The 26,628-nt window shown below is 65.0% G+C and carries 14 protein-coding genes; 9 read left to right on the top strand and 5 right to left on the bottom strand.

Going from position 1 to position 26,628, the window contains the following annotated elements; translation table 11 throughout:
• Positions 1–345 precede the first annotated feature (345 nt).
• On the bottom strand, positions 346–666 hold the full coding sequence (locus MRBLWS13_RS17205; RefSeq protein WP_349426542.1) for a hypothetical protein: 321 nt from the start codon (positions 664–666) through the stop codon (positions 346–348).
• 119 nt (positions 667–785) lie between these two features.
• Here MRBLWS13_RS17205 and pglW point away from each other — a divergent pair, with 119 nt between their 5' ends.
• The 9 genes from pglW (at position 786) to MRBLWS13_RS17250 (ending at position 23,254) form a co-directional block, all read left to right on the top strand.
• Positions 786–4,943 (top strand): BREX system serine/threonine kinase PglW, encoded by a 4,158-nt coding sequence (pglW, locus tag MRBLWS13_RS17210; protein WP_349426543.1) that lies wholly within the window; start codon positions 786–788, stop codon positions 4,941–4,943.
• On the top strand, positions 4,940–8,485 hold the full coding sequence (gene pglX, locus MRBLWS13_RS17215; RefSeq protein ID WP_349426544.1) for a BREX-2 system adenine-specific DNA-methyltransferase PglX: 3,546 nt from the start codon (positions 4,940–4,942) through the stop codon (positions 8,483–8,485). Before pglW ends, pglX begins: the two co-directional genes overlap by 4 nt.
• A complete protein-coding gene (locus MRBLWS13_RS17220) occupies positions 8,440–12,219 on the top strand; it encodes a hypothetical protein (protein WP_349426545.1) in 3,780 nt (1,259 codons plus the stop codon). The genes pglX and MRBLWS13_RS17220 overlap by 46 nt, the downstream gene beginning before the upstream one ends.
• A gap of 80 nt (positions 12,220–12,299) precedes the next feature.
• Positions 12,300–14,975, top strand: coding sequence for a BREX-2 system phosphatase PglZ (gene pglZ / locus MRBLWS13_RS17225; RefSeq protein WP_349426546.1), 2,676 nt, complete (start codon positions 12,300–12,302; stop codon positions 14,973–14,975).
• Complete coding sequence (brxD, locus tag MRBLWS13_RS17230; protein ID WP_349426547.1) at positions 14,972–16,249, top strand: BREX system ATP-binding protein BrxD; 1,278 nt, start codon at positions 14,972–14,974, stop codon at positions 16,247–16,249. Before pglZ ends, brxD begins: the two co-directional genes overlap by 4 nt.
• Positions 16,246–18,339 carry a DEAD/DEAH box helicase gene (locus MRBLWS13_RS17235; RefSeq protein WP_349426548.1) on the top strand — a complete coding sequence of 698 codons (2,094 nt, stop codon included), beginning with the start codon at positions 16,246–16,248 and terminating at the stop codon, positions 18,337–18,339. The genes brxD and MRBLWS13_RS17235 overlap by 4 nt, the downstream gene beginning before the upstream one ends.
• Before the next feature lie 210 nt (positions 18,340–18,549).
• Positions 18,550–21,456, top strand: a complete 2,907-nt coding sequence (locus MRBLWS13_RS17240; protein WP_349426549.1) for an AAA family ATPase — start codon at positions 18,550–18,552, stop codon at positions 21,454–21,456.
• Between the two features lie 61 nt (positions 21,457–21,517).
• Entirely contained in the window at positions 21,518–22,069 is a 552-nt protein-coding gene (locus MRBLWS13_RS17245; RefSeq protein WP_349426550.1) for a uracil-DNA glycosylase family protein, read from the top strand.
• 84 nt (positions 22,070–22,153) lie between these two features.
• Positions 22,154–23,254: a hypothetical protein gene (locus tag MRBLWS13_RS17250; RefSeq protein ID WP_349426551.1), complete on the top strand. Its 1,101-nt coding sequence runs from the start codon at positions 22,154–22,156 to the stop codon at positions 23,252–23,254.
• 184 nt (positions 23,255–23,438) lie between these two features.
• Here the strand turns inward: MRBLWS13_RS17250 and MRBLWS13_RS17255 are convergent, their stop codons facing one another.
• From MRBLWS13_RS17255 to MRBLWS13_RS17270, 4 genes are read right to left on the bottom strand one after another with little or no spacing between them, the layout of a single operon-like run.
• Positions 23,439–23,891: a single-stranded DNA-binding protein gene (locus MRBLWS13_RS17255; RefSeq protein WP_163618037.1), complete on the bottom strand. Its 453-nt coding sequence runs from the start codon at positions 23,889–23,891 to the stop codon at positions 23,439–23,441.
• Positions 23,892–23,925: 34 nt separating this feature from the next.
• Positions 23,926–24,408, bottom strand: a complete 483-nt coding sequence (locus MRBLWS13_RS17260; RefSeq protein WP_349426552.1) for a hypothetical protein — start codon at positions 24,406–24,408, stop codon at positions 23,926–23,928.
• Positions 24,405–24,803 (bottom strand): hypothetical protein, encoded by a 399-nt coding sequence (locus tag MRBLWS13_RS17265; protein WP_349426553.1) that lies wholly within the window; start codon positions 24,801–24,803, stop codon positions 24,405–24,407. Before MRBLWS13_RS17265 ends, MRBLWS13_RS17260 begins: the two co-directional genes overlap by 4 nt.
• On the bottom strand, positions 24,800–26,623 hold the full coding sequence (locus MRBLWS13_RS17270; protein WP_349429090.1) for a TraM recognition domain-containing protein: 1,824 nt from the start codon (positions 26,621–26,623) through the stop codon (positions 24,800–24,802). Before MRBLWS13_RS17270 ends, MRBLWS13_RS17265 begins: the two co-directional genes overlap by 4 nt.
• Positions 26,624–26,628: the final 5 nt, after the last annotated feature.

Consider the following 26,628-nt stretch of genomic DNA (forward strand, 5'->3'; position numbering starts at 1 on the left):
AACGAAGGTCGAACGGTCGTTGCTCGACGATCCAAGCAGGAGCGCGGTTAGCGTTGTAGCCGACTCGCGCATCACCTCGTAGGCGACAACGTCGTTCGCGCGCCACGCTGAGCTAGCACCCACACCGGCCTCCTGCGCCAATCGTAGTCCTGTCGCGAAAAAGGGTGGGTCGGGAGTTTCGCCGATACGCCTGGGTCGATGGGGATCTCACCCAGTATGCGGTGGTCGGTTCGAACCGCCGCGGTATCGAGGTGAGGTCAGAGACCCGCAGCCGTTGAGCGAACGGTGAGGGTCGGAGTGTCGCGGCACGCTCTCTATCCGCGCAGAACGCCCGGGCGGATGAGCTCACAGCCTGTCAATCCAGGTGTCTTCTTCGCGGTCGTCCCAGGAGTTCCCGGTGGTCACGCGACCGGACGCCTGCGCGCGCCGCTTGAGCGCTCCGATCAGCCGATGAGCAGTCGCAGCGTCCAGCTCGTGAACCGAAGTGATTCGGACGCCGGTGAGTTCGGCCGTGACTTCGAACTGCTGAGCGGCCGTGGCCACGTTGAGGCCCGCGAAGAGCTGGCGGATCTCCGATCGCTGCGCACGATTCATCGGAATCGGACGCACGATTGCCGGCTCCGCGCCGTGGTCATTGTCATCGAAAACCGACAGTAGATCGCTCATGCATCAATTCTGGCCCGGACGCTCTTGGAGTCTCGGATGCTACACACCGTTGTCGTGCCACCATGAAAGGATGTGCGAGTGCTGTGTCCATAGTCGGCATCAGGAGGTGACAGCGCGTCATGCAACCCAACAGCGCGCGCTGGCACGTCGTTTCCGACTCCGAGCACGCTCACGAACGCGCGGGGCTTGAGCACGTCCGAGCGTTGCTGCCCGATCGTGGACCGTTTCACGCGTGGAGCAACTTCGAATTTGTCGACAGCAACGGCACTTGGTCGGAGGTGGACCTCCTCGTGTTGGGCGAAGGTGCCCTCTACCTGGTCGAGCTCAAGCACTACCAAGGAGACATCCGCGGAAGCGCCTACCGCTGGCAGTTGACCCGGCGCTCGGAAGACTCGCCGCTGAAGAAAGCGGCGATGAAGTCGCGCAAGCTCGCCGGAGTGCTCAAGGCAGCCGCGGCCCGCGCTGGCCTCGACCCGAGCGCGGTGCCGTTCGTGAAGCCGGCCATCTTCCTCCATGCCGCGAATACCCGCTGCCTCCTGTCTGACGCAGACAAGACCGACCTCTACGGCCTCGACGGTCGGGAACACCAAAGCAACCTCCCGAGCATTGCTGACCTCCTGCTCGAACCACCCCGACGCGGTCCAGTCAACGAGGCGGCCTTCCTCGGGGTGGTGGAACGGGTTGGCTTCGCGCTGCGACGTGAGCGCGAGATCGGGTCGTGGAGACTCACCGGCCCAGCACTCGACGAGGAGGCTGACTGGCAAGACTGGCCCGCTGAGCACCGGGTTACCCGCAAGCAGGCCCGCATTCGGTTCTTCACTACTCCGCGGGGCGCTTCCACCGCTCAGGTGGCAAGCTCTCACAAGTTCACCGAGCGCGAGTTCGCGCTGACGAGCAGACTCCACCATCCGGGAATACTCGCGCCTCAGGACATTGTCGAGGACGAGCTTGGAAGTGGGCTCGTCTTCCCGTATGACGCCGGCGACCAGCGACTCGATCTTTGGCTGGCTGACAACGGCGGTGCCCTCGACCTCCGCGCACAGGTCGGCGTCGTGCGTCAGCTTGCTGAATCAGTCCAGTACGCGCACAGCAATGGTGTCGTCCATCGCGGGCTCAACCCGGGCGCCGTCTTCGTCCATCACGATCGCGAACCTCGCACATTGATAGGCGGTTGGCGCGTCGCCGGTGCGGGCGAAGGCGCGGGTCAAAGCGTGCTCGAAACCGACGGTGGCGCGACACGCATCTTTGGCCTGCTGGATGCCCGAAAGAAGGGCAATCGAACGGCAGACGCCTATGTCGCTCCGGAAGGGCAGTGGCGGCCGGACGCGAGCAGATCGAGACTCGACGTCTTTGCGCTTGGCGCCCTGACATATCTCCTGGTGACCGGCCATGACCCCGCTACGAGCGCCATCGAGCTCAAGCAGCGCCTGGAGCGCGAACATGGACTGGACCTCGCTGCGGATCTCCCACAGGTTTCGGCCGCGCTCCGAAGTCTCGTACTCGCGGCGACGAACCCGGTCGTCAGTGAGCGTCTGCGGGATGTCCCTGACTTCTTGGAGAAGCTCAGCGATGTAGAGCGCGACCTCGGCACGAACGCGAGTGAGACTGAGATTGATCCGCTCGACGCACCACCGGGCACTGTGATTGGGGGCCGCTTCGAGCTCGTTAGGCGGCTAGGGTCAGGATCGACGGCCGTTGGCTTGCTGGTTCGCGACCGCGAAGCTGAGGGTGAGGCTCGCGTCCTCAAGGTCGCCGTTGATGACAATGCCGCGCGGCGGCTGGACGCCGAAGCTGACGTGCTTGCCGTTCTCAACAGCCGTAGGCAGCCTCGTGTCGTTCGCATCGTCGAAACGGCCCCAATTCAGGTCGGCGACCGCAAGGCTCTCCTACTCGAGTCGGCAGGCGACGAGACGCTCGCCGACGTGCTTCGGGATCGGCGCCGTCTCTCGCTCGACTTGTTGGATCGATGGGGCATCGATCTCCTCGAAGCACTCGTGTCGCTCGACGAAGCCGGGGTGGACCACCGAGACGTCAAGCCGTCGAACCTCGGCATCCGTGAACAGAAGAGCGATCGCGCGAAGCACCTCGTCCTCTTCGATTTCTCGCTCGCCAAGGCGAGTGCCGCCACCATCAGCGCGGGCACGCCTCCCTACCTTGACCCGTTCCTCGGAACGGGTACTCGGCTTCACTGGGACTCCGCGGCTGAGCGATATGCCGCAGCCGTCACTTTGTTTGAAATGGCGACTGGCCATGCGCCGGTCTATGGAGATGGTGAGACCGCCCCACAGTTCGTTGACCGGGCGACCATCGAACCGGGCGACTTCGACCCCGCTGTTGCCGACGGGCTTGTCAGATTCTTCGAGAAGGCGCTCGCGAAGGACGCGAAACAGAGGCACGGCACTGCCGGTGACATGCTGGCTGATTGGCGCAGCGCGCTGGCGGCGTCGGTCGCCACAAATCCCGAGGACGCTGACGAGATCGCCGAGCGTGCGCTGCCTGACACGCTTCTTCCGCAGTCCGGACTTACCCCGCGAGCGCTCAGCGCGCTTGAACCGTTCCGACTCAAGACCGTGGGTGACCTGGCGGCGTTGGACACGAGCCGCCTCAGCAGGTTCACCGGCATCGTGGACGCGACCAAGCGCGAGATTCGTGGCCGCGCGAAGCAATGGCGCGAGAAGTTCGTCGACGACTTGCCGACGACCGTCGCGCCAACCGAGGACGTCAATCAGGCTGATCCATTCCATTCTCCCGACGTGGCAGCTCAGTTCCTCGTCGAGGCCGCTGGCAGCCCACGCGCTCAGGCTCGCCGCAATGCCGCCGCCGTCATTCTCGGCGTTGAAGGAGATGTTGAGCCGTTCGCTGTCCTCACAGACATCGCCGCAGCCCTCGGTCTCGGTGGCCAGCCGCAGGCGTCGGCTGCTCTTGCGAACGTGCGCGACGCGTGGGCAGCCGTGCCCCGTGCGGCATACCTGCTCGACGGGATTTTCGATCGTGTCCTTGGTGTGCTCGAGGGCTTCGACGGCGCCGCGTGGACGGATACTGTCGTCGCCGCTCTGGCGCCAGGAGGCGCGTCCGCAACCGATCGTCGACTGATCGCAGGCATGGTTCGTGCCTCGCTGGACCGGGCGGACGACAAGGCGAAGGGCGCTGATGAAGAGTCACCGATCATGCGACGCCGACGCCGTCACGACAACCGGCTGATCCTCGCACGCGGCTCCGTAGTCGGCGACGTTGCTGCACCGCTCGGGTTGCGCGGAAACCAGCTGGTCGAGGAGTCTGCGAGGGCTGGCGAGTTCGTTGTGCCGCGCGGTCGATCGGTTCCCGCTCTTCGCCAGGTCTGGACCAGCGACTTGCCTGCGCTCGATGACACGAGGCTCATCCGACTCGCAGCGCGACTCTCGGACGCCGCGGCCGCGTCAGCGAGTGGAGAGCTTTACTCGACCCGCATGCCTGTTGTCGACGCCGTGCGACTGGCGCTCGGTTCGACCATGCCGTCTCAACGCTTCACCACCGACGACGTGAAGCGTCTCGTGCAGATTCGGTTCCCCGGGGTCGACGCCGTTCCGGGACGACCTGGCCTTGACCGCGTTCTCGCCGAAGCCGGCACCGGCCTGACTTGGGACGGCGACAGCTACTCGATTCCGTCGGCCCACTCCGACACGACTTTCGCTACTCAGACGTCCTACCCGACCATTCCAATTCGGCGCGCAGACGGACAGAGGCAGCCAACACATAGAGAATTGCGCGAGAGCGTCAGCGCCCGATCGTTTCTCGCGCTCGGTGTTCAGGCGAAGTACGCCGAAGGAACCGCCGCCAGCCTCGTTGACAACTACGGCGCGATCGAGGTGAACGTGACCGACGTCCTGCTGGACTCGCTCAGGGCGCGCGCCGATGATGCTGGCGTTCCGTGGGATGCCGTGCTCGCGGCTGATGCCGCGGCCTCCGGGTCGATCGATGCCCGCGGGCTAGCGGCTCTCGTTGAGCAGGCGATACCAGACATCGACACCGCGATCGAGACCGCTCTTGCCGGTGCGCCAGGCATGGACCGTCCGGTAGTGCTCACCGAGGCTGCGCCCTTGGCGCGTTACGGCTACATGGCCCGCCTGAGCCGACTCGCCGACATCACCACCCCCCGAGAGCAGGCCGTATGGCTGATCGTTCCCGAAGATGGGGGCGGAGGGCCGCTTCTCGACGGTGCTCCGATACCGCTGACATATGCGTCGCAGTTTGTCCGTCTGGACGGTAAGCCACATGCAATTGAGGGAGCAGCGCGATGAGTGCCCGTGAGACGTTGACCCCCGAGCTGCGCGCCGAGGTCCTGCGCCTTGAGGACGACCTGCGAGCACGGGTGGCCTCCATCACAAGAGTGCAGGAAGCTTGGCGTGCGGAGTACGACGCTGCGCTTGCCGCCGAGCGGACCGCTGCGGCATGGGAGGTGTGGGTCGACGAGCGAGTGACCCTCGCGGCGGTCGCATGGGTGCTTACGACTGTCTTCATTCGGTTCTGTGAAGACAACGCGCTGGTCAAGCCGGTGTGGATCAGCGGCCCGCGCCAGCGCGAGGCCATCGATGCGCAGCAGCAGTTCCTTCGCGAGACTGCCCGCACCAACGCAGATGTCACCGACCGCGAGTGGCTCCTCCAACCAGTTGATTATCTGAAGTCTCTTCCGGCAACCGCCGGCCTTGTTGATGACGCCTCTCCCATGTGGCTCGTGACCCCGTCAGGTGACGCCGCGACTCGACTCCTCAACTACTGGCGTGAGCGAGACGAGAGGGGCAGCCTGGTGCGCGACCTGGCCGATCCTGACCTCGATACTCGCTTCCTCGGAGACCTCTACCAGGAGATCTCCGAGGAAGCGAAGAAGCGCTATGCACTTCTCCAGACGCCGATCTTCGTAGAGGAGTTCATCCTCGACCGCGCTCTGGAGCCGGCCCTGAAAGAGCGACCGCTCGAAGGCTTCAAGATGATCGACCCCACCTGCGGGTCGGGACATTTCCTGCTCGGAGGCTTTCAGCGACTGCTCGACCGCTGGCACAAGCACGCCCCGGGCCTCGACGAGCGGGAACGGGTCCAGGCGGCACTTGATTCGGTCTACGGCGTCGATATCAACCCTTTCGCGGTGGCGATCGCGCGATTCCGGCTCACGGTCGCGGCGCTCGTGGCCGCGAGAGTGCGGAACCTGGAGGACGCTCCGGCATTCAACTATCACCTGGCCGCTGGCGATTCTCTGCTGCATGGACTAGATCAGCTCGAGTTCGATCTGGGAGTCGACCTGCTGGCAGATCAAGCTGCAGCAGGAATCGCTCACGGAGCGGCAAATCTGGAGACGTTGAGGTCGATCCTGCGCAATAGGCAGTACGACGTCGTCGTGGGTAACCCGCCGTACATTCAGCCACCAGACAAGGCTTTGAGCGTCTTGTACCGGCGGCGCTACGTGAGCTGTTCCGGAATCTATGCGTTGTCCGTTCCGTTCATGGAGCGGTTCTTCATGTTGGCGAATGATGGTGGCTGGGTCGGGAAGATCACGAGCAATTCCTTCATGAAGCGTAAATTCGGCAAGAAGCTCGTTCTCGACTTCCTACCGACGAAGGACTTGATCGAGGTGATCGATACAGAGGGCGTGTGGATGGCAGGGCACAACATGGACGGAACGCCAACCGTCACGCTCGTGGGGCGAAATAGGCCCCCCACACTCTCGACCGTGAAGTGCGTTCTCGGCAAGGGACTGAGGGAATCACCTTCTGCTGACGGCGGTCGGGGACCCCTCTGGAGTGGGACCCTCGCGCACATTGATAGCGACAGCTACGACGACGACTGGGTGACCGTAGCCGCGCTTGACCGTTCATTGCTTCGGCAGTTTCCGCTGTCACTTGCGGGTGGAAGCGCGCTGGAACTGGTTTCGCTGTTGAGGAAGTCTCCGAAGCGCGTGCGCGACTTCGTGGTGAGGGTCGGCTACATGGCGATGAGTCACGCTGACGACGCATTCAACCTTCCCCCAGCAATCGTCGAGCGCCGTCGCCTCGAGGCGAGCTTTTCGGAGCCGCTGGCGCCCGGTGATCGAGTCAGGGACTACGTCGCGTCGCCCGACGAGGTTTCTTGGTTCCCTTACGATCAGCGACGGTTCGAATCGCCTGAGCATGCCCCTGGATGGCTTCGGTTCTATTGGCCGCTCCGTACCAGCTTGGGTAACAGGGCAACGTTCTCAGGAACCTACTTCTCGGAGGGAAAGCACTGGCTGGAGTGGCATCAGGTGCCGCGAGATGAGCGCGCGGATGATCAGGTTCTCGCTTACGCGGAGATTGCCAGTCACAATCATTTTCATCTAGGTGACGGCGCAACGCTCTTTCCGCAGACTGCACCGGTTCTCCGTTTTCCGTCTGGCGTCCCAAGCGCTACTTTGCACGGCCTGCTCGCGATATTGAACTCGTCCCTCATCTGTTTTTGGATGAAGGACCAGAGCAAGCCCAAGGGTGGAAAGGCAGACGAAGCGTGGGCGCGCACGTACCAGTTCGCGTCAACCAACACCCTCGACATTCCGATACCTGCGGAGCTCCCCGTCAACTACGGTGCTCAGATGCATGCGGCAGCCGAGCAAATATCCGAGATGCTCGCCATTCGTGGAGTCCCAACCGCGGCGGCATTGGAAGCCGCGGAGAACTCCTTCTACCGCTTACGCGAGGCTCTGGTCTTCCTCCAGGAGGAGGCCGACTGGTGGGCATACCACTCATTCGGCTTGACTGATGATCCCCTAGTGATGCCATCTGATTGCACGCTCGGACTCCGGCCTGGTCAGCGCGCGTTCGAGTTCCTGCTTGCCCGTGGGGCGCTTGCGGGGGTCGCTGCGCCGTCGTGGCCTTCGCTGGCAGGCCGGGTGACACCGGCCACGAGTCCGGCGGACTGGCCTGAGGCTTATCGGGAACTTGTCGAGCGGCGAATGGATGCGATTCAGAGCAACCCGTTCGTTGGTCTGGTGGAGCGACCAGAGTGCAAACGACCGTGGGCAGGTGGTGACTGGCCAGAGATGCGTCGTCGCCTGCTGCGTGACTGGCTACTCGATCGACTTGAGACAGCACAGATCTGGTTTGACGAGCAGTCTCGAGTCACGCCTAAGAGCCTCGCCGCGCTGGCTGATGTGCTCAACCGAGACAGCGACTTTGTGGCAGTGCTCGCTCTGTGGGAGGAAAGGCGTGATGCGCCGATGATCAAGAGCTTGGAAGCGCTGTTGACCTCGCAGTCGGTGCCATACCTTGCCGCCCACCGCTACAGGGAGTCGGGCATGAGGAAGCGGAGTGCGTGGGAGGAGACCTGGCGCATACAGCGACTAGCCGACAGGAATCAATCCGAGGCCCTCCGCACGGAAGACAGTGACCGGCCTGGGACCCCCGTTCCCCCAGAGTTTTCGAGCGGAGACTTCGCGCGATCTGAGTACTGGTCGAACCGAGGAAAGTTCGACCTGCCGAAAGAGCGCTTCATTTCCTACCCCAATGCAGGCCGCGAGGGAGATTCATCCTCCGTCGTTGGCTGGGCTGGTTGGGACCACTCTCAGCAGGCTCTAGCTCTCGCCACGCTTATCCAGTCGGGTGAGCAGCAGGGCTGGGCGGAGGAGCGGTTGACACCACTGGTCGCAGGGCTCTCGGAGCTGCTCCCTTGGGTGGAGCAGTGGCACTCCGATCCTGATCCCCTCTACGGCGGTAGTTCTCCGGCAGAGTTCTTCTCAGGAATGTTGGATCACTACATGGTGAAGCTCGGCGCGACCCGTGAGTCGCTTGCCGCGTGGAGGCCGTCGGCAGTGACGCGAGCCAGGAAGACAAAGGCATGACGGGGAAGATCTTGCTGAAGGACGTCATCTCGATCCCCGAGCGTGCGGGGACCGAGGACTACGTTCTCAAGCTCACCGAGGGAGTGGGCACAGGTCGGCTCGACGACACTATCAACGACTATGTCGTGACCTCGGATCTCGCTAGGGCATTTGGAGATGCGCTGGACCTGGTCGCCGCTGCCGTGGGCGACGGAGCAAGTCGAGCTTCGTTCCTCTCCGGGTCCTTCGGCTCCGGCAAGTCGCACTTCATGGCGGTGCTCTACGCGCTCCTCGGAAACAATGCGACCGCGCGTGCGAAGACGGAGTTGCAGTCAGCGATTGCGTCCCACGACCCCCAGCTTCAAGGCAAGAGCATTCTTCGGCTCGCATTTCACTTCCTCGACGCCCAGAGCATCGAGCAGTGCGTTCTCGGTGGTTACGTTCAGCAGGTCAGCCTGTTGCACCCCGACGCCCCGCTTCCCGCAGTGCACAAGAGCGATCAGCTACTCAAGGATGCCGAGAACCTGCGCGCACAGATGGGAGACGACGTCTTCCTCGCCGGCCTCAACAGGGCCGGCGGTGGCATCGCCGCGGGATCGGTTTGGGGGAATGTCCTCAACGAAAGCAACTGGACTTCGGCCTCGTATGACGCGGCCCGTACCGCCACGCCCGGAAGCAAGGAACGCCAGTCGCTCGCCACCGCGCTCGTGAAGGCGTACTTCACGTCCTTCACCTCCGGCGCGGAGTTCATCGACCTCGACAGCGGTCTCGCGGCGATCAGTGACCACGCGAAGTTGCTCGGATACGACGCCATTGTGATGTTCCTCGATGAGCTCGTCCTGTGGCTTGCATTCCGCGTGCGCGACGCCGAGTTTTTCGGCCGCGAGGCGCAGAAGATCACCAAGTTCGTCGAAGCCCAGCACACGCGATCCATTCCGATCGTCACCTTCGTCGCCCGGCAGCTTGATTTGCGGCGATACTTCGTCGAATCTGGCGGTGGCGTCGGCGCCGAGCAGGAGGCGCTCGACCGCGCTTTCAGCCACCAGGAGGGACGCTTCCGCACGATCGTCCTCGGAGATGACAACCTGCCCTACGTCGCGGAGAAGCGGTTGCTCAAGCCCATCTCCGAAGCCGCGAAGATGACGCTCGACGACGCCTTCTCGCGCATCGATCGCAGGCCAGCCGTATGGGACGTCCTGCTCGACGGCGTTGGGACCGAGGCGGGCCAGCGGGGCGCAGACCAGCAGGCGTTCCGCCGCACCTACCCGTTCTCCCCGGCGCTGGTGTCCACGCTCCGTACGCTCGCGTCGGCGATGCAGCGAGATCGCACTGCCCTGAAAGTGATGCAGCAGCTGCTCGTCGACCAGCGGAACCATCTCACCGTCTCCGACGTGATCCCGGTCGGTGACACGTTCGACCTTGTGGTCCAGGGCAACCAGGCCATCACTGCAGAAATGCAGGGTCGCTTCCGTAACGCCAAGGAGTTGTACGACAACAAGCTTCGACCCCTGCTGCTGCGCGAACACAAGCTCGCTGACGACGAGGCTCGACTGCTGGCCCCTGGGCATCCGTTCCGGGCCGATGATCGGCTGGTGAAGACGCTTGTACTCTCCGCAGTGGCCCCGGAGGTTCCTGCGCTCAAGGAGCTGACGGCGGCTCGGCTCGCCGCCCTCAACCACGGCTCGATCGTCAGCCCGCTGGCGGGGCAAGAGGCATCCCTCGTTCTCACCAAGTTGAAGCGGTGGAGCGCAGAGATCCCCGAGATCCACATCACGAGCGACCCGCTGAATCCGGTGATTAGGCTCAAGATCTCTGAGGTCGATTACGAGTCCGTGGTCGAGAAGGCTAAGGGTGAGGACAACGAGGGGCGGCGCCGCCAGCTCCTCAAGTCGCTGGTGTGGGAGGCCTTCAAGCTCGACCATGTCGAGGACGACATCACCGGCGTCAATCGTCAGAACCGCGTGTGGCGAGGTTCACGCCGGGAGGTGGAGATTGTCTTCGGCAACGTCCGCGATGCCACCTGGCTCGTTGAGGAGACTTTCAGGGCTGGCAGAGACACCTGGCGGTTTGTGGTCGACTTCCCCTTCGATGACCAGGGCCACAGCGTTCGTGACGACGACCGCCGCGTGGATGAGCTGAGTCAGCGTGGGCTTGTCACCAATACGGTGGTCTGGTTGCCGCACTTCATCTCCGCTGAGCGTCGCAACGAGCTGGGTCGCCTCGCGATCCTCGATTGGCTCCTGAGCGGCCCGGGCGACCGATGGCAGAACATGTCCAACGACCTCCCTGTCGCAGACCGAGCGCAGGCTCGCAGCATCCTGGAGAACCAGCGGGATGCCCTGCGCGAGCGTCTTCGCCGAGTCATCCAGGAAGCGTATGGCGCCGCCAAGCCGACCCCGGGCAATCTCGACCTCGACGAGGGCCACGATCGGGTGCTGCGTTCACTCAACCCGGAGTTCAATCCGCAAGCACCAGTCGGCCATGACCTTGCATCGGCCTTCCGCGACTTGGTCGACCAAGTTTTTGCTACGTCATTCCCGGGTCACCCCAAGTTCGACCCTACGGACACTGAGGTGAAGCTCGCCGACCTCCAGCGTGTCCTCGAAGTTGTGCAGGAAGCGCACCAGGATCCGGACGGGCGTGTGTTCGTTGAGCCGAGCAAGCGCGACACCATCGCGCGCATCGCCAACCCGCTCGGCGTTGGCCACATGGGTGAGACCCATTACCTGTTCGAAGCCGCTCGATTTCCGTGGAGCAACAAGTTCGCGGTGGCGATGGGATCGGCTGGACTCGACCTCAAGGACGCGGTGACGGTCGGCACTCTTCGTGGATGGATCCGCGATGACCACCCGAAGTCCGGACTTCGGAACGAAGTGGCCGACCTCGTGATCGCAGCTTGGTCGGTCGAGCAGGGGCGAGCCTGGTATCGGTATGGCTCGCCATTGGTTCCTGCACCAAGGCCCGGGCAGCTCAATGACGAGATTGAACTGCGGCCCGAGCCGCTTCCATCCACGGGCGACTGGCAGAACGCAGTTGCTCGCGCCGCAACGCTCCTGGGCGTCGCGGGTTCGACGTTTCTGACCGGTGCCGCCGTCACTGAGCTGACCACGGAGATCCGCAGCCGGCTCGCACCGCTCGCATCTGCCGCACGTTCACTTCCGGCGATCGTTGAGGACGCCTACGGCAAGCTCAGCATCTCCGCAGATCCCAACGGAACCGGCCGACTCAGCACAGCTAGAGGAGTGGCCGGTCTTGTCGCCGACGTTCTTGCGCGCGCTGACAACGTCGCATTCATCGAGGCCTTCGCGACTACCAAACTGTCAGGTACGGACGAAGCAGCAGCACGCTCGCTGCTCACCGCCACTGGTGTCGCCGGGGCGATTCAGGGCTTCAACTGGGCGCGGCTGAAGCCGTTGCTGGCCGCGGAGAAGCAGGCAGGCCCGCGCGGAACCGTAGCAAAAGCCGCGCTCGACCGTCTTCGGGCCGCGCTGGCGGCCGACGAGCTTGTGCAGCAGATCAATGGCGCTCTCAGGAACGCGGACGACGACGCTTTCAAGTGGCTCTCCGCGGTAGTCGATCCGACGCCGGCGCCCGACCCGACTCCTACGCCGCAGCCAACCTCTCAACCGAAGGCGGCAGGAAGCCGGGTGCTTACCGCACGAGTTGACATTGTGAGGGTCCAGGCCGACATCGAAGCCTTCGTTGATGAGCACGGAGGGCAGAAGGTCGTTGTGGAGTGGCGGATCGAACCGTGACGGTTACTGTCTCCAGTCGTCCCCAGGCAACCCTTCCGGTAGTCCGATCGCTGCTGGACAAGGCGTCGCGTGGAGGAACGGTGCAGACCGGAGTCCTCGGTCTGCGGGCTCCCGCGTCGTGGCCGGGACCGGACGAGTTCCAGTTCGGCGACTTCAAGGTTCGGGTCGCTCCGTGCGTGTCCGCACTGGCCGTACGGGAGGCGCTGCGCTCGCGGCGCGACGGGGGCTGGCTCGTCATCCTTACCGAACGAGACGAGAACGAGCTCGGCGTCGGCATCACCTCCCACTTCTACGGCGGGGTGCTGCGCAATCCTGACCCGTGGGACGCCGTACGAGACCAGTTCGGCGCAACTCGCATCGACCGGCGGCTCGTCGTCCACCCCCGGGCGCGCGACCTCGCTGCTGGCATCCTCGCCGCCAAGGGCGACGCTCCCTGGCCGCCTGCCCGCGCAGGCTTCCTTACTCTCGACCACGTCTGTGTGGCCGTTGCGAACCGTCAACTCGGACTCAGCGACTTGTCGGAGAGCGTCGCTCCTGAGGAAGTCTTGGGGTGGGCGGCTGGCTCCGGTCGTGCAGCACTTCTGAAGGATCTCCGACAAGTAGCAGGTGAGCCGCTCGCCGACACGGTCATTGAGTGGCTCGCCTCTCGATGCGGCAAGGCTGCGCCGTTGGTTTCGCACCTACTTCGATCCGAGCGGGTCGAGGACGTCGTCCCTCTCGGCTTGGCCGGGCGGGCCGTGCTTGCCTGCCACCCCGGTTCTGAGCCGTGGGTGCTTCTTCGCGTGCAGCAGCTGAACCTGTCCAACATCACCGCCGACCAACTCTCCGCGCTTGTGGCTCCAGCTGAGGAGGTCACGCGAACACTGTTGTCCCGGTCCGACGATCCGTCCGCTCGGCAAACCGGACGCGTCCTGGCGCGCGCTGACGGCTTGGTCGATGAACTGCGCGCCGGCTCCGGGGTCGATGCCTCGATCTATCTGCGTTCGAGCCTTACTTCTCGACTGGCGGCACTAGGCGAGGCGCTGCGTCGCGCAGTCGCCAGGAGCGCTGCCAAAGCACTTGCCTCGTCTCCAGACGCACCACTCGCGGATCCGCAAGCGCTCGCGTCAATCGAGTCGGCCGCGGGCCGAGTTCAGGCCCACGCCCTTGCGGCTCACCGCGACGAGTTTCGCGTCGAGCGGGCAATCGCCGGTGTCCGACTCGCCCGTTGGCTGGCGTCGGACTCGGGAACGGTTCAAGACGTTGGTCAAGCACTCTTGCGCCATCGCGACACCGATGCCTGGGTTGACCGCGCCTACTCCGACGCCTGGCGCGGCGTGGACGAGGACTCACTCTCGCAAGGCTTGCGAGCCATTATCGCGGCCGCGCGCCTCAGACGAAGCAAGCATGACATCGAGTTTGCTGCCGGGATCGCCGCTCAGATTGTTGCGAATGGGCACCTGCCCGAGGATGTGCTTCCGATCGAAGAGGTCCTCGCCAGGGTCGTCGCACCCCTTGCCAAGCAACCCCTTCCGGTCCTCCTCATCGTCGCGGACGGGATGAGTGCCGCCGTGGCGACCGAGATCATTGACGACATCGAGCGACGCTACGACACCTGGCTTGAGTGCCTGCCCAAGGGACGCAACCGACGTAGCGTTGTCGTGTCCGCTCTCCCGTCGCTGACCGAGGTCTCGCGATGTAGCCTCCTCTCCGGCGCTCTCGTAACCGGGCAACAGGACGCGGAGCGGAGCGGCTTCTCATCGTTCATGCGGGCACACGGACTGACAAGCGCTTTGTTCCACAAGCTCAGCCTGGAAACCTCGGGTGCTGGCTTCGCGCTCTCACCAGACGTCGGCACAGCGGTCGACAACATCGACGGAATCAGCGTCGTCGCGTGCGTGCTGAATACGATCGACGACGCCCTCGATCGTTCCGATCCAGGCATTGACTGGACTGCGGACGCTGTCTCGCACCTGCGCCCCCTCCTGGAACGAGCACGCCGAGCGGGTCGCACCGTCGTACTGACTTCCGACCATGGACACGTTGTCGAACGACGCGAGGGACGGTCGATCTCGGTCGGGCCAACCTCGAGCAACCGTTCCAGGCCCGCTGAAGGTGGACCGGCGGCTGCGGTCGGAGAGGTGAGGATCGCCGGCGACCGAGTGCTGATGCACGATGGCGACGCCATCCTCGCCGTCGACGAACTGCTCAGGTACGGACCACTCAAGGCTGGTTACCATGGCGGCGCCGCGCCGGCGGAAGTCGTTGTACCGCTCCACGTCCTCACTCCCGGTGAGCCCCCATCCGGATGGGTCTTGGCGCCTCCTCAACAGCCACTGTGGTGGAACTCGCCCGTTGCGGCGGAGGTCATCGAGCGCGCCGAGACTACTGTGAGGCCCCCCACACTGCTGCCAAGGACCCAGGCGCCGACTCTCTTCGACGAGATTGAGCAGACAAGCCAGGATGACCTTGCGGCCAAGGTCATTGCCTCAACTACGTTCGCAGAGCAGCGCAAGCGCGCCCAGCGCGTCACGCTCTCCGACGAGCAGATCGCGGCTGTCCTTCGCCATCTCATCGCTTCGCCGGGCAACCGTATCGACCAGGCGACTGCCGCAATCGCACTTGGCGTGCCGGTCGTTCGATTGAGCGGCGCTCTGCCGATGGCACAGCGTCTGCTCAACGTCGAGCAGTATCCCGTTCTTGACCGCGACGCTGACGGCGTTACGGTCGTGCTCGACCTCGACCTCCTGAAGGAACAGTTCGGAGTCAGCGCATGAGCGCCGTCGTCAGTGCGCGTCGCCGCCGCGAAGTGCTCCACGCGCTCCGACGAGGCACGGTGCCCCACAACGGACTCGACCTCCTCGCCGTTGGCCTCGGCAAGTTCGAGGTTGCACTCGACGCCGAACTGGACAGCGTGAGGTCCGGTGGAGCCGTGTTCAAGGCCGTCCGCGGCGAGTACGGCTCAGGCAAGACATTCTTCTCCCGTTGGCTCGGCGAGCGCGCCAAGCGCCTTGGCATGGCGGTTGCCGAAGTGCAGGTGTCCGAAACGGAGACTCCGCTGCACAAGCTGGAGACCGTGTACCGGCGTGTGTGTGAGTCGCTTGAAACCGCCGAGTTCCCACCCTCGGCCTTTCGTCCGGTCCTCGACGCGTGGCTGTTCGCCCTTGAGTCCGAAGGTGACTCCGTTGACACGCTGGTCGACAAGCGACTTGCAGATGTCTCGCGCACGACCCCAGCATTCGCCGCGGCGCTTCGCGCATATCGGCACGCACAGCTCGGCGGTGACGAAGCCACCGCCGAGGGACTCGTCGCCTGGCTCGGTGGACAACCACACGTCGCGGCGTCGATCCGACGAACGGCCGGCGTGCGCGGGGACCTCGACCACTTCGGCGCGTTCGGATTTCTTCAGGGCCTGCTGACCGTCCTGCGCGACTCCGGGCATCCGGGTCTCCTGCTCATCCTTGATGAGGTCGAAACGCTCCAGCGCGTTCGCACCGACGTGCGCGAGAAGGCCCTGAACGCGCTGCGCCAACTCGTCGACGAGGTCGACGGAGGACGGTTCCCCGGGTTGTACCTGCTCATCACAGGAACACCTGCCTTCTTCGACGGCACACAGGGAATGCAGCGCCTTCCGCCGCTCGCCCAACGGCTCGCCACTGACTTCACCGCCGACGCCAAGTTCGACAACCCGCGGGCAGTTCAACTTCGACTCTCCGGATTCAGCCCTGACCTGTTGCGGGAAGTTGGATCCACCGTTCGCGACCTGTACGCCGGGGGCAGCGACTCGGCGGAGCGTCTCCACGCACTCGTCGATGACAAGTACGTCGCCACGCTCGCGTCTGCTGTTGCCGGCTCTCTTGGCGGCAGGGTGGGCGTCGCCCCACGAGTGTTCCTGAAGAAGCTCGTCGGAGACGTGCTCGACCGTGTTGACCAGTTCGAGGACTTCGACCCGAGACGCGACTACAAGCTCACGGTGAGTTCCGGTGAACTCAACGACATCGAACGGAACGCCGCCGCAGGAAGCAACAACGTGGACGACATCGAGCTGTGAGTGCCAGCGACCTTCATCCCGCGATGTTGCACCACGTTGTCAACTCGCTCGGCTGGCCAGGACTGCGGCCTCTCCAAGAGGCCGCAGTTGGTCCAGTTCTCCGGGGTGAGGACGCCCTCCTTCTCGCGCCGACGGCCGGCGGGAAAACGGAAGCCGCAACCTTCCCGGTACTGACGCGGGCGGCGAACGAAGGATGGCGCGGGCTGTCTGTGCTCTACGTCTGCCCGCTGCGCGCACTCCTCAACAATCTTGAACCCCGACTCCAGACCTACGCGGAGTGGTTAGGTAGACGAGCCGAGCTCTGGCACGGCGACACCACACAGGGACGGCGGCAAGCGATCCTCAAGAACCCGCCGGACGTCCTCCTCACCACGCCAGAGTCGCTCGAAGCGATGCTTGTCTCGACAAAGGTCAACCCCAGGGAGCACTTCGCCAACGTTCGCGCCATCGTCGTCGATGAGGTCCACGCGTTCGCGGGTGACGACCGAGGCTGGCACCTCCTCGCCGTGCTTGAGCGGCTGGAGAAGCTGGCCGGCCATCCGATCCAGCGCATCGGATTGTCCGCCACGGTCGGTAATCCCGACGACCTGCTTCGCTGGCTCCAAGGGTCGGGTGCAGGAGACCGTCCCTCGTCGGTCATCGCGCCCGACGTGGTCGCGCAGGCAGGACGTCCGCCGGGCGACGTGACACTCGACCACGTCGGATCGCTGGCCAACGCGGCGAAGGTCATCTCGATGCTGCACCTAGGCGAGAAGCGATTGGTCTTCTGCGAGTCGAGACGCGAGGTCGAGGAGCTTGCTCGTTCCCTGCGAGAGCGTGACATCACCACGTTCGTCTCCCACTCGTCGCTCTCGATCGACGAACGCCGCCGAGCTGAGCAGGCGTTCGCGGAGGCTCGCGATTGCGTGATCGTCTCGACGTCCACCCTGGAGCTCGGTATTGACGTCGGCGATCTTGACCGCGTCATCCAGATCAACTCACCACGAACGGTCGCGTCCTTCCTCCAGCGACTCGGCCGCACTGGGCGGCGACATGGTTCGACTCGTAACGCGCTGTTTCTGACCACCACCGATGACGGTCTGCTCCAGGCGGCCGGCTTGCTTCTGCTCTGGTCGCGTGGATACGTCGAGCCGGTATCCGCGCCGCCCAGCCCACGTCACATCGCGGCTCAACAGGTCATCGCGCTCTGCCTCCAGGAGCATCGCATCGGGGCGAACGTCTGGAGTGACTGGTGGCATGGGCTCCCCATGTTCGACGATGGCGCGAAGGAGATCGTCGACTGGCTGGTTGAGTCTGGCCACCTCGAATCAGACGGCGGAATGCTCTTCGTCGGGCCGGAAACCGAGCGCCGGTACGGGCATCGGAACTTCATGGACATCGTCTCCGTCTTCACGGCGAGCCCGGAATTCACAGTCGTCCTGGGCCGGGAGGAACTCGGCAAGGTCGATCCCATCGTGCTGACCCGCAAGGTCGAAGGGCCACGCATCATCGTGCTCGCCGCCCGATCGTGGGAAGTCACCTACATCGACTGGAAACGCCAACGCTGTTACGTCGAGCCGGCCGACGCTCACGCGAAGATGCGCTGGATGGGCGATGCCGCGCCTCTCACCTTCGCGCTGGCGAGGGCAGAGCGGGAAGTGCTTCTCGGGGAAAGCCCCGACGTCACCGTCTCGAAGAGAGCATTCGAGAAGCTGCTCGGACTTCGCGAGACCCACGACATCGAGGTCTCACCGCGAGGACTGGTCTTGCTCCGCGACGGCACCGACGTCTGGTGGTGGACATGGGCAGGTGGCCGCGCCAATGCCACCCTCATCGCGGGTCTACCGGGCATCGCCGACGACGCACAGCGTCCGGACAACTTCAGAGTGCGCTTGCGGGGCGATGAAGCGGCAGGCAGGCTCGCCGCCGCGCTCGAGGACGTCGACTGGTCGACCGTCCTTCCCGCAGCGTCGCCGAACGCGTTGGCCGGCCTCAAATTCTCTGAGGTCCTCCCGCCCGCGCTCGCCGTGGCGACCATCGCCGAGCGACTTGCCGACCACGAAGGAGCACGGATAGCGGCTACGGATGCGCGCGTATGGGCATCTGCATAGCCAACATGCGGCGATCCCAGAACTGTAATCCAAGAACTGTGATGCACGCAGGCACTTTCTGTGGAACGTCTAGCGAGTTAAGCAATTCACTCCTATCCTGGATTCGTGCGCGGAGGCCTGGAGCGCTGGAAAAGGGGTGTCGGATCCCACGGGGTTCGACAAGCACTCGCGTACGCGTTCCAGGGGTCGTGTGACTCACACCTCCGCGAGGTGGCCGGCGTCGTTGCGCTCACGATCTACGGCGAAGCCGGTCACGTGGGGGTTAGCCGATTCACAGTCGAAGCCGGCGTCATCACCACGGACACCCTCGACGAACAGCAGCTTCGCCGCTGGGTCGACGGCCGTGACCCAGCGACCGATGAGCGTCGAGGTCGAGACCTCACCTCGCCCGACGCCGACCTGATCCTCGACGGGACGATCAACGCACCGAAGTCCTACAGCATCGCGGCGATGATCAACCCCGACCTCGCGGATGAGTTCGAAGCCCTGCAAGATCGGCTCCGCGACCGCATCATCAAGACCTGGCAGAGCGAGCTGAACGCGCGCCGTGGCGCTGGCGGGAGCATCCGGGAATCCCTTCACCGCATCGAGGTCGTCGAACTACAGCACCGCAGATCGCGGGCGCTCGACCCGCACGTCCACCGGCACCTGTGGCTGAACGTGAAGGTGCTTGGCGAGGATGGCAAGTGGTCGAACGTCGACTCCCGAGTGGCGATGAAGATGCAGACGGTCATCAACGCCGAGGGGGAACTCGCGGCGCGGACGGATCCGCAGTGGGTCGGCGCCCTCGCGCGTCACGGACTCGGGCTGAACGCCGATGGCGAGATCGCTGAACTCGCACATGCGGTGCGTCCGCTCTCGCGGCGGTCGACTCAGATTGAGGCCAACCGAGCGGTGTTGCTCGCGGCCTGGCGCAGTGACCATCCGGGTCTCGAGCCGAGCCCGGACGAGCTGCACCGGATTGACAGGTTGGCATGGGCGAAGGCGCGCCCGAACAAACCCGGCGACATCAATGAAGAGACATGGGAACGGCTCATCACCGACGAACTCGTCGCAATCGACGACAGGATCTCGCGCGAGCGCGACGAGATCCCCGTGAGGTCCAGATCTCTCGACGAACTGGACCTCGGAATGCTTGCAGCTCAGGCAGTGGTCGAGGCAGATGCGCGGGCAGCGAGTTGCGGCGGACGTTTCAGCCTGTTCGACATTCGGGCCGGTGTCACGCGGGCGGTCGCGGCATCCGGGGTGGTCGCGCCGCGCGGAGATCTGCAGGGGCTTATCGACGAGGCCATCGATCGCGCGCTCGAGCAGACGGTCGACCTGCTCGATAGTGAGACAGAACGCCCCGCGCACATCAAGGGATACATGGCTTCGGCCACGGCTGTCGCCAAGGTTGAGCTGGCCGCCCGCTTCGATGCGCTGAGCCGCGCTGGCGTGCGTATCAATGATGACGAGATTGTGGATGCTGCATCCACGGTGCTCAGCGATGGCATCGAGCTCGAGGAACGCCAGGTTGAGGCGGTGGCGGCGATCGCGGGTACGGATTGCCTGGTGTCGGTGACCGGCCCGGCGGGGGCGGGAAAGACCACGATGCTGCGCCTGGCGAAAGCGGCGCTCACGCACCGCGGGCGCCGGATGATCGTGGTCGCCCCTACGAAGAAGGCTGCGTCGGTCGCCGGAAGGGAGATCGGTGCATCGGCCTCGAGCCTGCACGCGCTTCTCGGCGATCACGGATTCCGGTGGGGACGCGACGCGGCCGGCGCCGAGGTCTGGACGCGGCTCAATGTTGGCGAGATCGACCCGGTCACCGGAATCACCTATTCAGGCCCGCGGCGGTATCCGTTCGCGGCAGGCGACCGGATCGTGGTCGACGAGGCCGGAATGGTCGACCTTCACACGGCCAATGCGCTCGCCACAGTCGCTGCCGAGTCCGGTGCCGGGATTGCGATGGTCGGCGACCACCTCCAAGCTCGTCCCGTCGGACACTCGGGTGCGATGGCGATGATGACCCGTCGCGCGACGGCCGTCGTCGAGTTGACCGCCGTACACCGTTTCGTCGATCCGGACTATGCGGCACTCACTCTTCGCATGCGGGAGCCGGCATCCAAAGAAGCTGCGCTCGACGTTGTGACGGAGCTCGCTTATCGGGGCCAGGTCCATCGCGTGTCCGATCACGTTCAAGCGTGCGACGTGATGGTGGAGTCTTACTTCCGCTGGGCTTCCGGTCACGGTCGCGTTGCTCTCGTGACGAGCACCAACGAAGAGGCGAACGCGATCAACGGGGCCATCCAGCAGCGGCGGGTTGAGCGTGGGGAACTGGGGCTCGCTCGCATCGCTGTTGGACAGGGTGAGCAACGGCTGCTCGAAGGCGACGTCGTGCAGACCCGGCGCAATGATCGCGCGACGGGCGTGGAGAACCGCGCGGTGTGGGTTGTGCGTCGCATCACGTCGGCCGGGCTCGAGTTGGTGAGCGTGAATGACTCTGTTGACGTCCGCGTGGTTAACCGCGAGTACGCCGCCGACCACATACATCTCGCATATGCATCGACCGTGCACGGCATCCAGGGCGAGACGACGGATGCGTCGATCGTCGGCCCGGGCGTGGACGCCTCGGGCCTGTACGTCGGCATGACGCGCGGGCGCGCGCACAACGAGGCGATTGCGATTGCGCGAACGGATACCGCCGCGAGGGAGCAGATCGCGGAGAGCATGATGCGCGGCATCCCCGAGGTCAGCATTGACGACTCGGTGCGCGCGGCGCGGAGCGAACTCGGGAGGGCTGCCCGTCCAGCCGAGCATGCGGTCGGCGAGGAAGCGCGGCAACTGAACCATTGGATGCGCACGACGCGACAGACACTGCTCAGCCTCGACAGCCAGGTCGCGGCGAAGGAGGCGGGGGTTCATGGTCGAGCAGGAGGTGACTCGTCGGACGACGATCTGGTCCAGGTGCGTCGCTCGCTGCGCGCTCGGTACGAGTCGGCGGCTCGACGACACGAGGACCTCCTGCGGCGGTACCTCGAGACTGAGCGCAGCGTGGCTGCTGGGGCCCAAGCCGACGATGCCGCGGCCCCGATTGCCGCGCCCGAAGCGCGGACAAGTTCGTTGCTGGGGCGCTGATGCTGATCGATCGGTGCGTGGGCGGTCGAACGGTGGGCGAAGTACCTGATAGAGATTCCTCATGACCGAACTGATTGGCTTTCAGACTCGCGAGGACTGGATGGGGCGCGAGGTCCTCACGCTTGCTGATGTGTGGCCCGACGTGCCCCGCGCAATGATCGTGGGTCTCAACCCCGCGCCGTCGAGCGTCGAGGCGGGCCACTACTACCAGGGCCGGGTTGGTCAGGGTCAGTTGCGCAAGCTGGCTGCCGCCGGGTTGTTCCGTGCGCCGGCTGGCCGGAACTTCGAGGATGCTGCGCTCGCCGCAGGAGTCGGCTTCACCGACGTCGTCAAGCGGCCGAGTCGTGGCGAAGGCGACGTCGGTGCTGACGAAATCCATTACGGAAGCACGCAACTCGCGGACAACCTCCGATCCCGCCACGTCGGACTGATCGTCAGCGTGTTCCGCCACCCCGTGAAGGTGCTGCTCGGGAGCGAGGGCGTGGCGGGCATGCAGTCGAAGCGGACGTCGTGGGGAGCACGAGTGTTCCGGATGCCGGGTCCGTTCGATAAGCGCGAGAACGTCGAGCGCGTCATGTTAGAGCTCTCGTCGCATCTGAAGTCGGGCGAGTAGCGCGCGCGTTCATGGCCGCAGGCGAGTTGAAGCATTCCGCGCCGATAGCGTGGCGACAGTACTGATTGAAGGCGAGGGTCCGCCGTGACGGCAATTGCGATTCACAGTGTCAGGACGGGCAAGGGAATGCCGTTCGAGCCGGTCGGCGTGTGGGTGATCGATGGCGAGCAGGCGGCTCCGTTCTATCCACACCAACACGAGCAGTATCGCGACCGCGGGTGGAAGGCGATTGTTGAGCGGCCGATGGAGTCGGCGGAGCATTGGATCGGGTACAAAGCGAGTACCTCACCGAGCTGGCAACTGTACGAACCCAAGACCCCGCTGTTCGACATCGGCGAGCCCGACGCTGAGTCGGTCTATGAAGAGGTTCGTGGCCAGTTCGAGGCCCAGATGGCCCGCCCTGCATCCCTCGCTTCGCCGGACGGCACGCTTCGCGTCACAGGATTGACCATCGAGAGCGCAGATCCCGCACCCGGCAACTGGGGATCGAGCCGCTTCGCCATCGCCCAATCCTGGTGGATCGCATCAGAGCTCGTGCGGCGCCATCCCGAGTTGATGGTCTATGAGATGCATCCCGGTGGGGGCCAGTACGACGTGCTCTGCGTCGCGACCCCTGATCAGTTCACTCCAGACCCGCGCATTGTCGCTCCCCGTGTGATGTTGAATCGAGCCGGGACCATTCAGATCCATCGCGGCGGCCAGAGTGAGATCGTGGCTAACTGGATCTCGGTTCTCGAGGCCGCCGGCCCACATGAGATCGTCAAAGACATCGAAGCAAGGGCCGGGTGGGGCTCGCCATCATCCAGTCCATCAACGACCGAACGGGCGATCGGCTATCGCTTCTTCGCGGCCGCGCTCGCGATGCTTATCAACGACCGGCGTCCGTGGGATGTGCGGAGTGAATCACTCGACAGCTCCGAGTGGGGGCTCTCACGCGCGGGGCTGATCGGCGAATTCGCTGATGTCGATTCTGAGCTCGCCGGGACGCCCGGGCTCGGCATCCATGGGGAGCCCTATAGCCACTACTGGGCCCTTCGGAGAGGAGCCGAGACGGTCGCCGTCGTCTCGATGGAGGGCTACCTCTACCGTCCCGGGGTGGAGCCGCGCGCCTTGATGGACGCGTACCTCAAGTCCGACAAGCGGCTCCTTGCGATGACCACGGATCTGTTGCGGAAGTGGCTGTAGCTCGGACGCCCAGTTGGTGGATCGATGCCGACGTACCGGACCGGGTCGACGAGCCCGCTAGTCACCGGCCACCCTGTTGGGTGAAGCGCAGCATCCGGGGGAATGCCTGGCCACCGTCGCGCCGGCACGCGCAGAGCGGCGCAGGAGTACGATGACTCCCACGCCGCTCTCCTGTTGCGATGGGTCAGCGAGCAACCCCGGCGCCGGTGGATGAGACCGGTTCGGCTACTGGCCCCGTGGCGGAGCGATCCGCAGCGGGGCCGCTAGCTTTTGGGGCGCGGTCGACCTGGACGGTCGCGAACTTCAGCGACGCGCCGATGTTGTCGGCGACGATGTCGCGAGTTTCGCGAGTGTTGCCGGTCTCCTTGTCGGTGTAGGTGCCGAATCGGAGGTCGCCGGCGACGATCACGCTGTCGCCCTTGCGGAGCGACGTCGCGACGTTGCGGGACTGCTGGTTGAAAACGACGACGCGGTGGAACACCGTGCCGACGTCTTCCCACCGGTTGGTGGTCTCGTTGAGGCGCCGGTCGTTGACCGCGATGGTGAAGCGGGCGTACTCGTTGCCCGACTCACCTGCGCCGTGCTCGGGGTCACCGGTGAGGTTGCCCTCGATGGTGACGGGGATTCTCGTGGTCATCGTTCTTCCTTCCGTTCCGAGGTGCCTGGGCGCCTCACTCGGCATGAGCCTGGTTGGCCCATGCGTTCCATTCCTGCTCGTCGACGGTGTTCGTCCACGAGCGGGGCTTGTACCGGTTGTGTCCACGCGAGCATCCACCGGCGTACGCGTTCCTGAGACGTGGGATCGCCAGGCTGAGGCGTTCATGCCACCCGATCGGTCCGAATCCGGCATCCGATGAATCGAACGCGACGCCGTGCGCGATGTGCAGCGCCGAGAGTTCCTCGACGAGGTTGCCGTGCTTGTACCAACACACCGGCACGATCGATTCCGAGATCTGATAGCGGACGGTGAACCACTCCACCCACTCGCGGAGTGAGTCCCACGCCGCACGAGCGTCCGCATCCGCCAGCGTGCGCCAGTCGACGACGCGAGCGCCGATCGGCTCCGATGAGCCCGACCGGATGTCGGGATGGAAGTCACTCATCTCCTGAGCCATCAGGTCATCGAGGTCTGGCGGGTCGTCGTAGTCGGTCATGACGCAGTCCCGTTGAGCGCCTGGAGTTTGCGGCGGAGTGCTTTCAGCGCGATCTCGGATGCTGCGCGACGGGTACGGTGGCGCGACAGCACGGCGTCGCGATCGATGAGTCGGTGCAGCAGTTCGTGGCAGTAGGGATGCATCGGCACGAGGTCGGCGTGACGCTCGCGTGCGACCCAGCGGCCGTCGTCGGTCTGGTGCACGCGGGCGTAGTCGAGGTGGTGCAATTCGAGTTCCCGCTTGCTCGCCGGTCGACCGCAGCCGGCGCAGGCAAGGGGATGCAGCACCAGCGACTGCTCCGCGAACCACTCGTCGCGACGCGCGAACCATGCGCGGGATCGGAGGAACGCCGACCGGTAGGCCTTTGCATGCAGGGGCTTCCGTCGGTTGGTCATTCTTCACTCACCGCCTCGGCGCGCTCGGCAAAAGGCGGGGGAGCGATTGTCGCGCGACGAGCCTCCTCGAACGTGGTCTGCTGCTCTTGCTCGGTCTCGCGCTTGCCGGTCTGGATCGCGCTGGCGTCGCGGCGCTCGTCCCAGCCAGCTAGGTCGAGAAGGACGCTGCGCCGGTTGCGATAGGCCAGGAGGCCGGCGCTCGGCGGAAGCCGGCGGATCTCGTCGACCGACAGCAGCGGTCGGCGCTCATGGTGCTCGCTGGTCGAGTACCCCGCATCCCGCGTCGACCATGAGCGCTGCTCCCGTCGTGTCTCACGCATGCCCAGGAGAGACTCGACGTCGCGCAGGTGATCGACGTGGCTCGCGCCGCCGAGAAGGACCTTCGCGGTGGCGGCAGCCCAGATCGTATCGGCCTCAGCGCGCGACCATTGCGTCTCGGCCTGCGAAAGCGCCTGCAACACGATGAACGTGCAGATGCCCCGGCCACCGCCGTCGGCCATGATCCGTGGCAGGCTGCCCCAGCGGAACATGTTCGCGATCTCGTCGAGGATCAGTCCGAGCGGGTGGGCAAGTCGAGCACCTGGTGAGGCGAGCGCCCGGTTGCGGGCAACCTCGACGATGTCGTCGAGCACCGCGCCGAGCCATCCGCCCATCGCTGATGCACCCGCCGACGAGCCGATCAAGTACAGCGTGTTCGCCGCATCCAGGAACTCTGCGGGTACTAGTTCAAGGTCGCCAGGCCGAGGCGAGAGCGCGTCACGAATCTGCGGCACGGCGAGCGGCGCGACCGCACCGCTCACTCCGAACCAAATGGACGACACGAGCTTCTCGTCGCCGGCGATCGTGGCGCCCAGGCTGTCGCCCCAGCCCGGGGCGCCGTCCGCCCTGAGGATGTTGACCGCGTCACGGGTCTGCGCCGGGCTCGTTCCCCAGTCGTACAGTTCAGCGATCGACTTACCGCCCACGGCGGCCGCGTGAAGCAGGCGACCCAGCACGACGCCTGCAGCCTGTGCCCACTCGCCATTGGTGCTCGACGCGCCAAGCGCGGTGCCAGTGATGATCGCGTTGCCGCGCTGCATGGCGACCATCGGATCTTGACAGCCCGCGATCGGGGAGATACGAAGTGGGTGCCGCGCGCCCGAGAGCCTCTGCGGGTCGAAGACGTGGACGTCGCCACGCGTCTGCCGCATCCGCATCGTGGCCGTGAGATTGTCGTTCGTCGTCGAGGTCGTGATCAACGGTCCGGACCAGTCGACGATGGCAGAGATCAGCACGCGGTAGCCCTTACCTGAGCGAGGCGGACCTTCGAGTGCGACGGAGTCTTCGATCGAGACGTAGACGTCCTGCCCACGTGACTTGCCGACGCGCCATCCGACGTCGGTCGGGGTCGGCTTGATGAGGTCGGGGCGAAGCTGCTTGGCCCGCCGGAGGACGGCCTTCGCGGAGAGGTGGTCGCGGACCTCGGCTGACGTGGCGAATCCGGGTCGCGCTCGCAGATCGGCGAGGAACCCGTGGTCGGACTCGCGGTAGCGCCGCAGGGCGACGAGCCCCCACACCACCAGAGCGGCGGCGACGACGATGGCCGCGACGTCGGCGGTGCGGATCCACATGACCGGCATCACGCATCCGGCTGGCAACGCGTACGCGGATGGGTCACCTGTAATCGCGAGAGCGAGTCCCGCGAAGAGGTGCTCCGGCGCTGGACGGGCACTGCATACGAGTTGCGTGACTGACTCTGCCAGGAATCCGAACGCGACAGACAGGACCACCGCTGCCGCGATCACGACCGCGATTGCTTTTCCGAGCATGCCCTGGTTCATCGCGC

Source organism: Microbacterium sp. LWS13-1.2, from assembly GCF_040144835.1.
Lineage (GTDB): Bacteria > Actinomycetota > Actinomycetes > Actinomycetales > Microbacteriaceae > Microbacterium.

What these genes read in the sequence shown, in the direction of transcription:
- MRBLWS13_RS17205 (WP_349426542.1), bottom strand. Translation starts at nt 666, where the DNA reads ATGAGCGATCTACTGTCGGTTTTCGATGACAATGACCACGGCGCGGAG.
- brxD (WP_349426547.1), top strand. Translation starts at nt 14,972, where the DNA reads ATGAGCGCCGTCGTCAGTGCGCGTCGCCGCCGCGAAGTGCTCCACGCG.
- pglX (WP_349426544.1), top strand. Translation starts at nt 4,940, where the DNA reads ATGAGTGCCCGTGAGACGTTGACCCCCGAGCTGCGCGCCGAGGTCCTG.
- MRBLWS13_RS17245 (WP_349426550.1), top strand. Translation starts at nt 21,518, where the DNA reads ATGACCGAACTGATTGGCTTTCAGACTCGCGAGGACTGGATGGGGCGC.
- MRBLWS13_RS17265 (WP_349426553.1), bottom strand. Translation starts at nt 24,803, where the DNA reads ATGACCAACCGACGGAAGCCCCTGCATGCAAAGGCCTACCGGTCGGCG.
- MRBLWS13_RS17255 (WP_163618037.1), bottom strand. Translation starts at nt 23,891, where the DNA reads ATGACCACGAGAATCCCCGTCACCATCGAGGGCAACCTCACCGGTGAC.
- pglW (WP_349426543.1), top strand. Translation starts at nt 786, where the DNA reads ATGCAACCCAACAGCGCGCGCTGGCACGTCGTTTCCGACTCCGAGCAC.
- MRBLWS13_RS17260 (WP_349426552.1), bottom strand. Translation starts at nt 24,408, where the DNA reads ATGACCGACTACGACGACCCGCCAGACCTCGATGACCTGATGGCTCAG.
- MRBLWS13_RS17270 (WP_349429090.1), bottom strand. Translation starts at nt 26,623, where the DNA reads ATGAACCAGGGCATGCTCGGAAAAGCAATCGCGGTCGTGATCGCGGCA.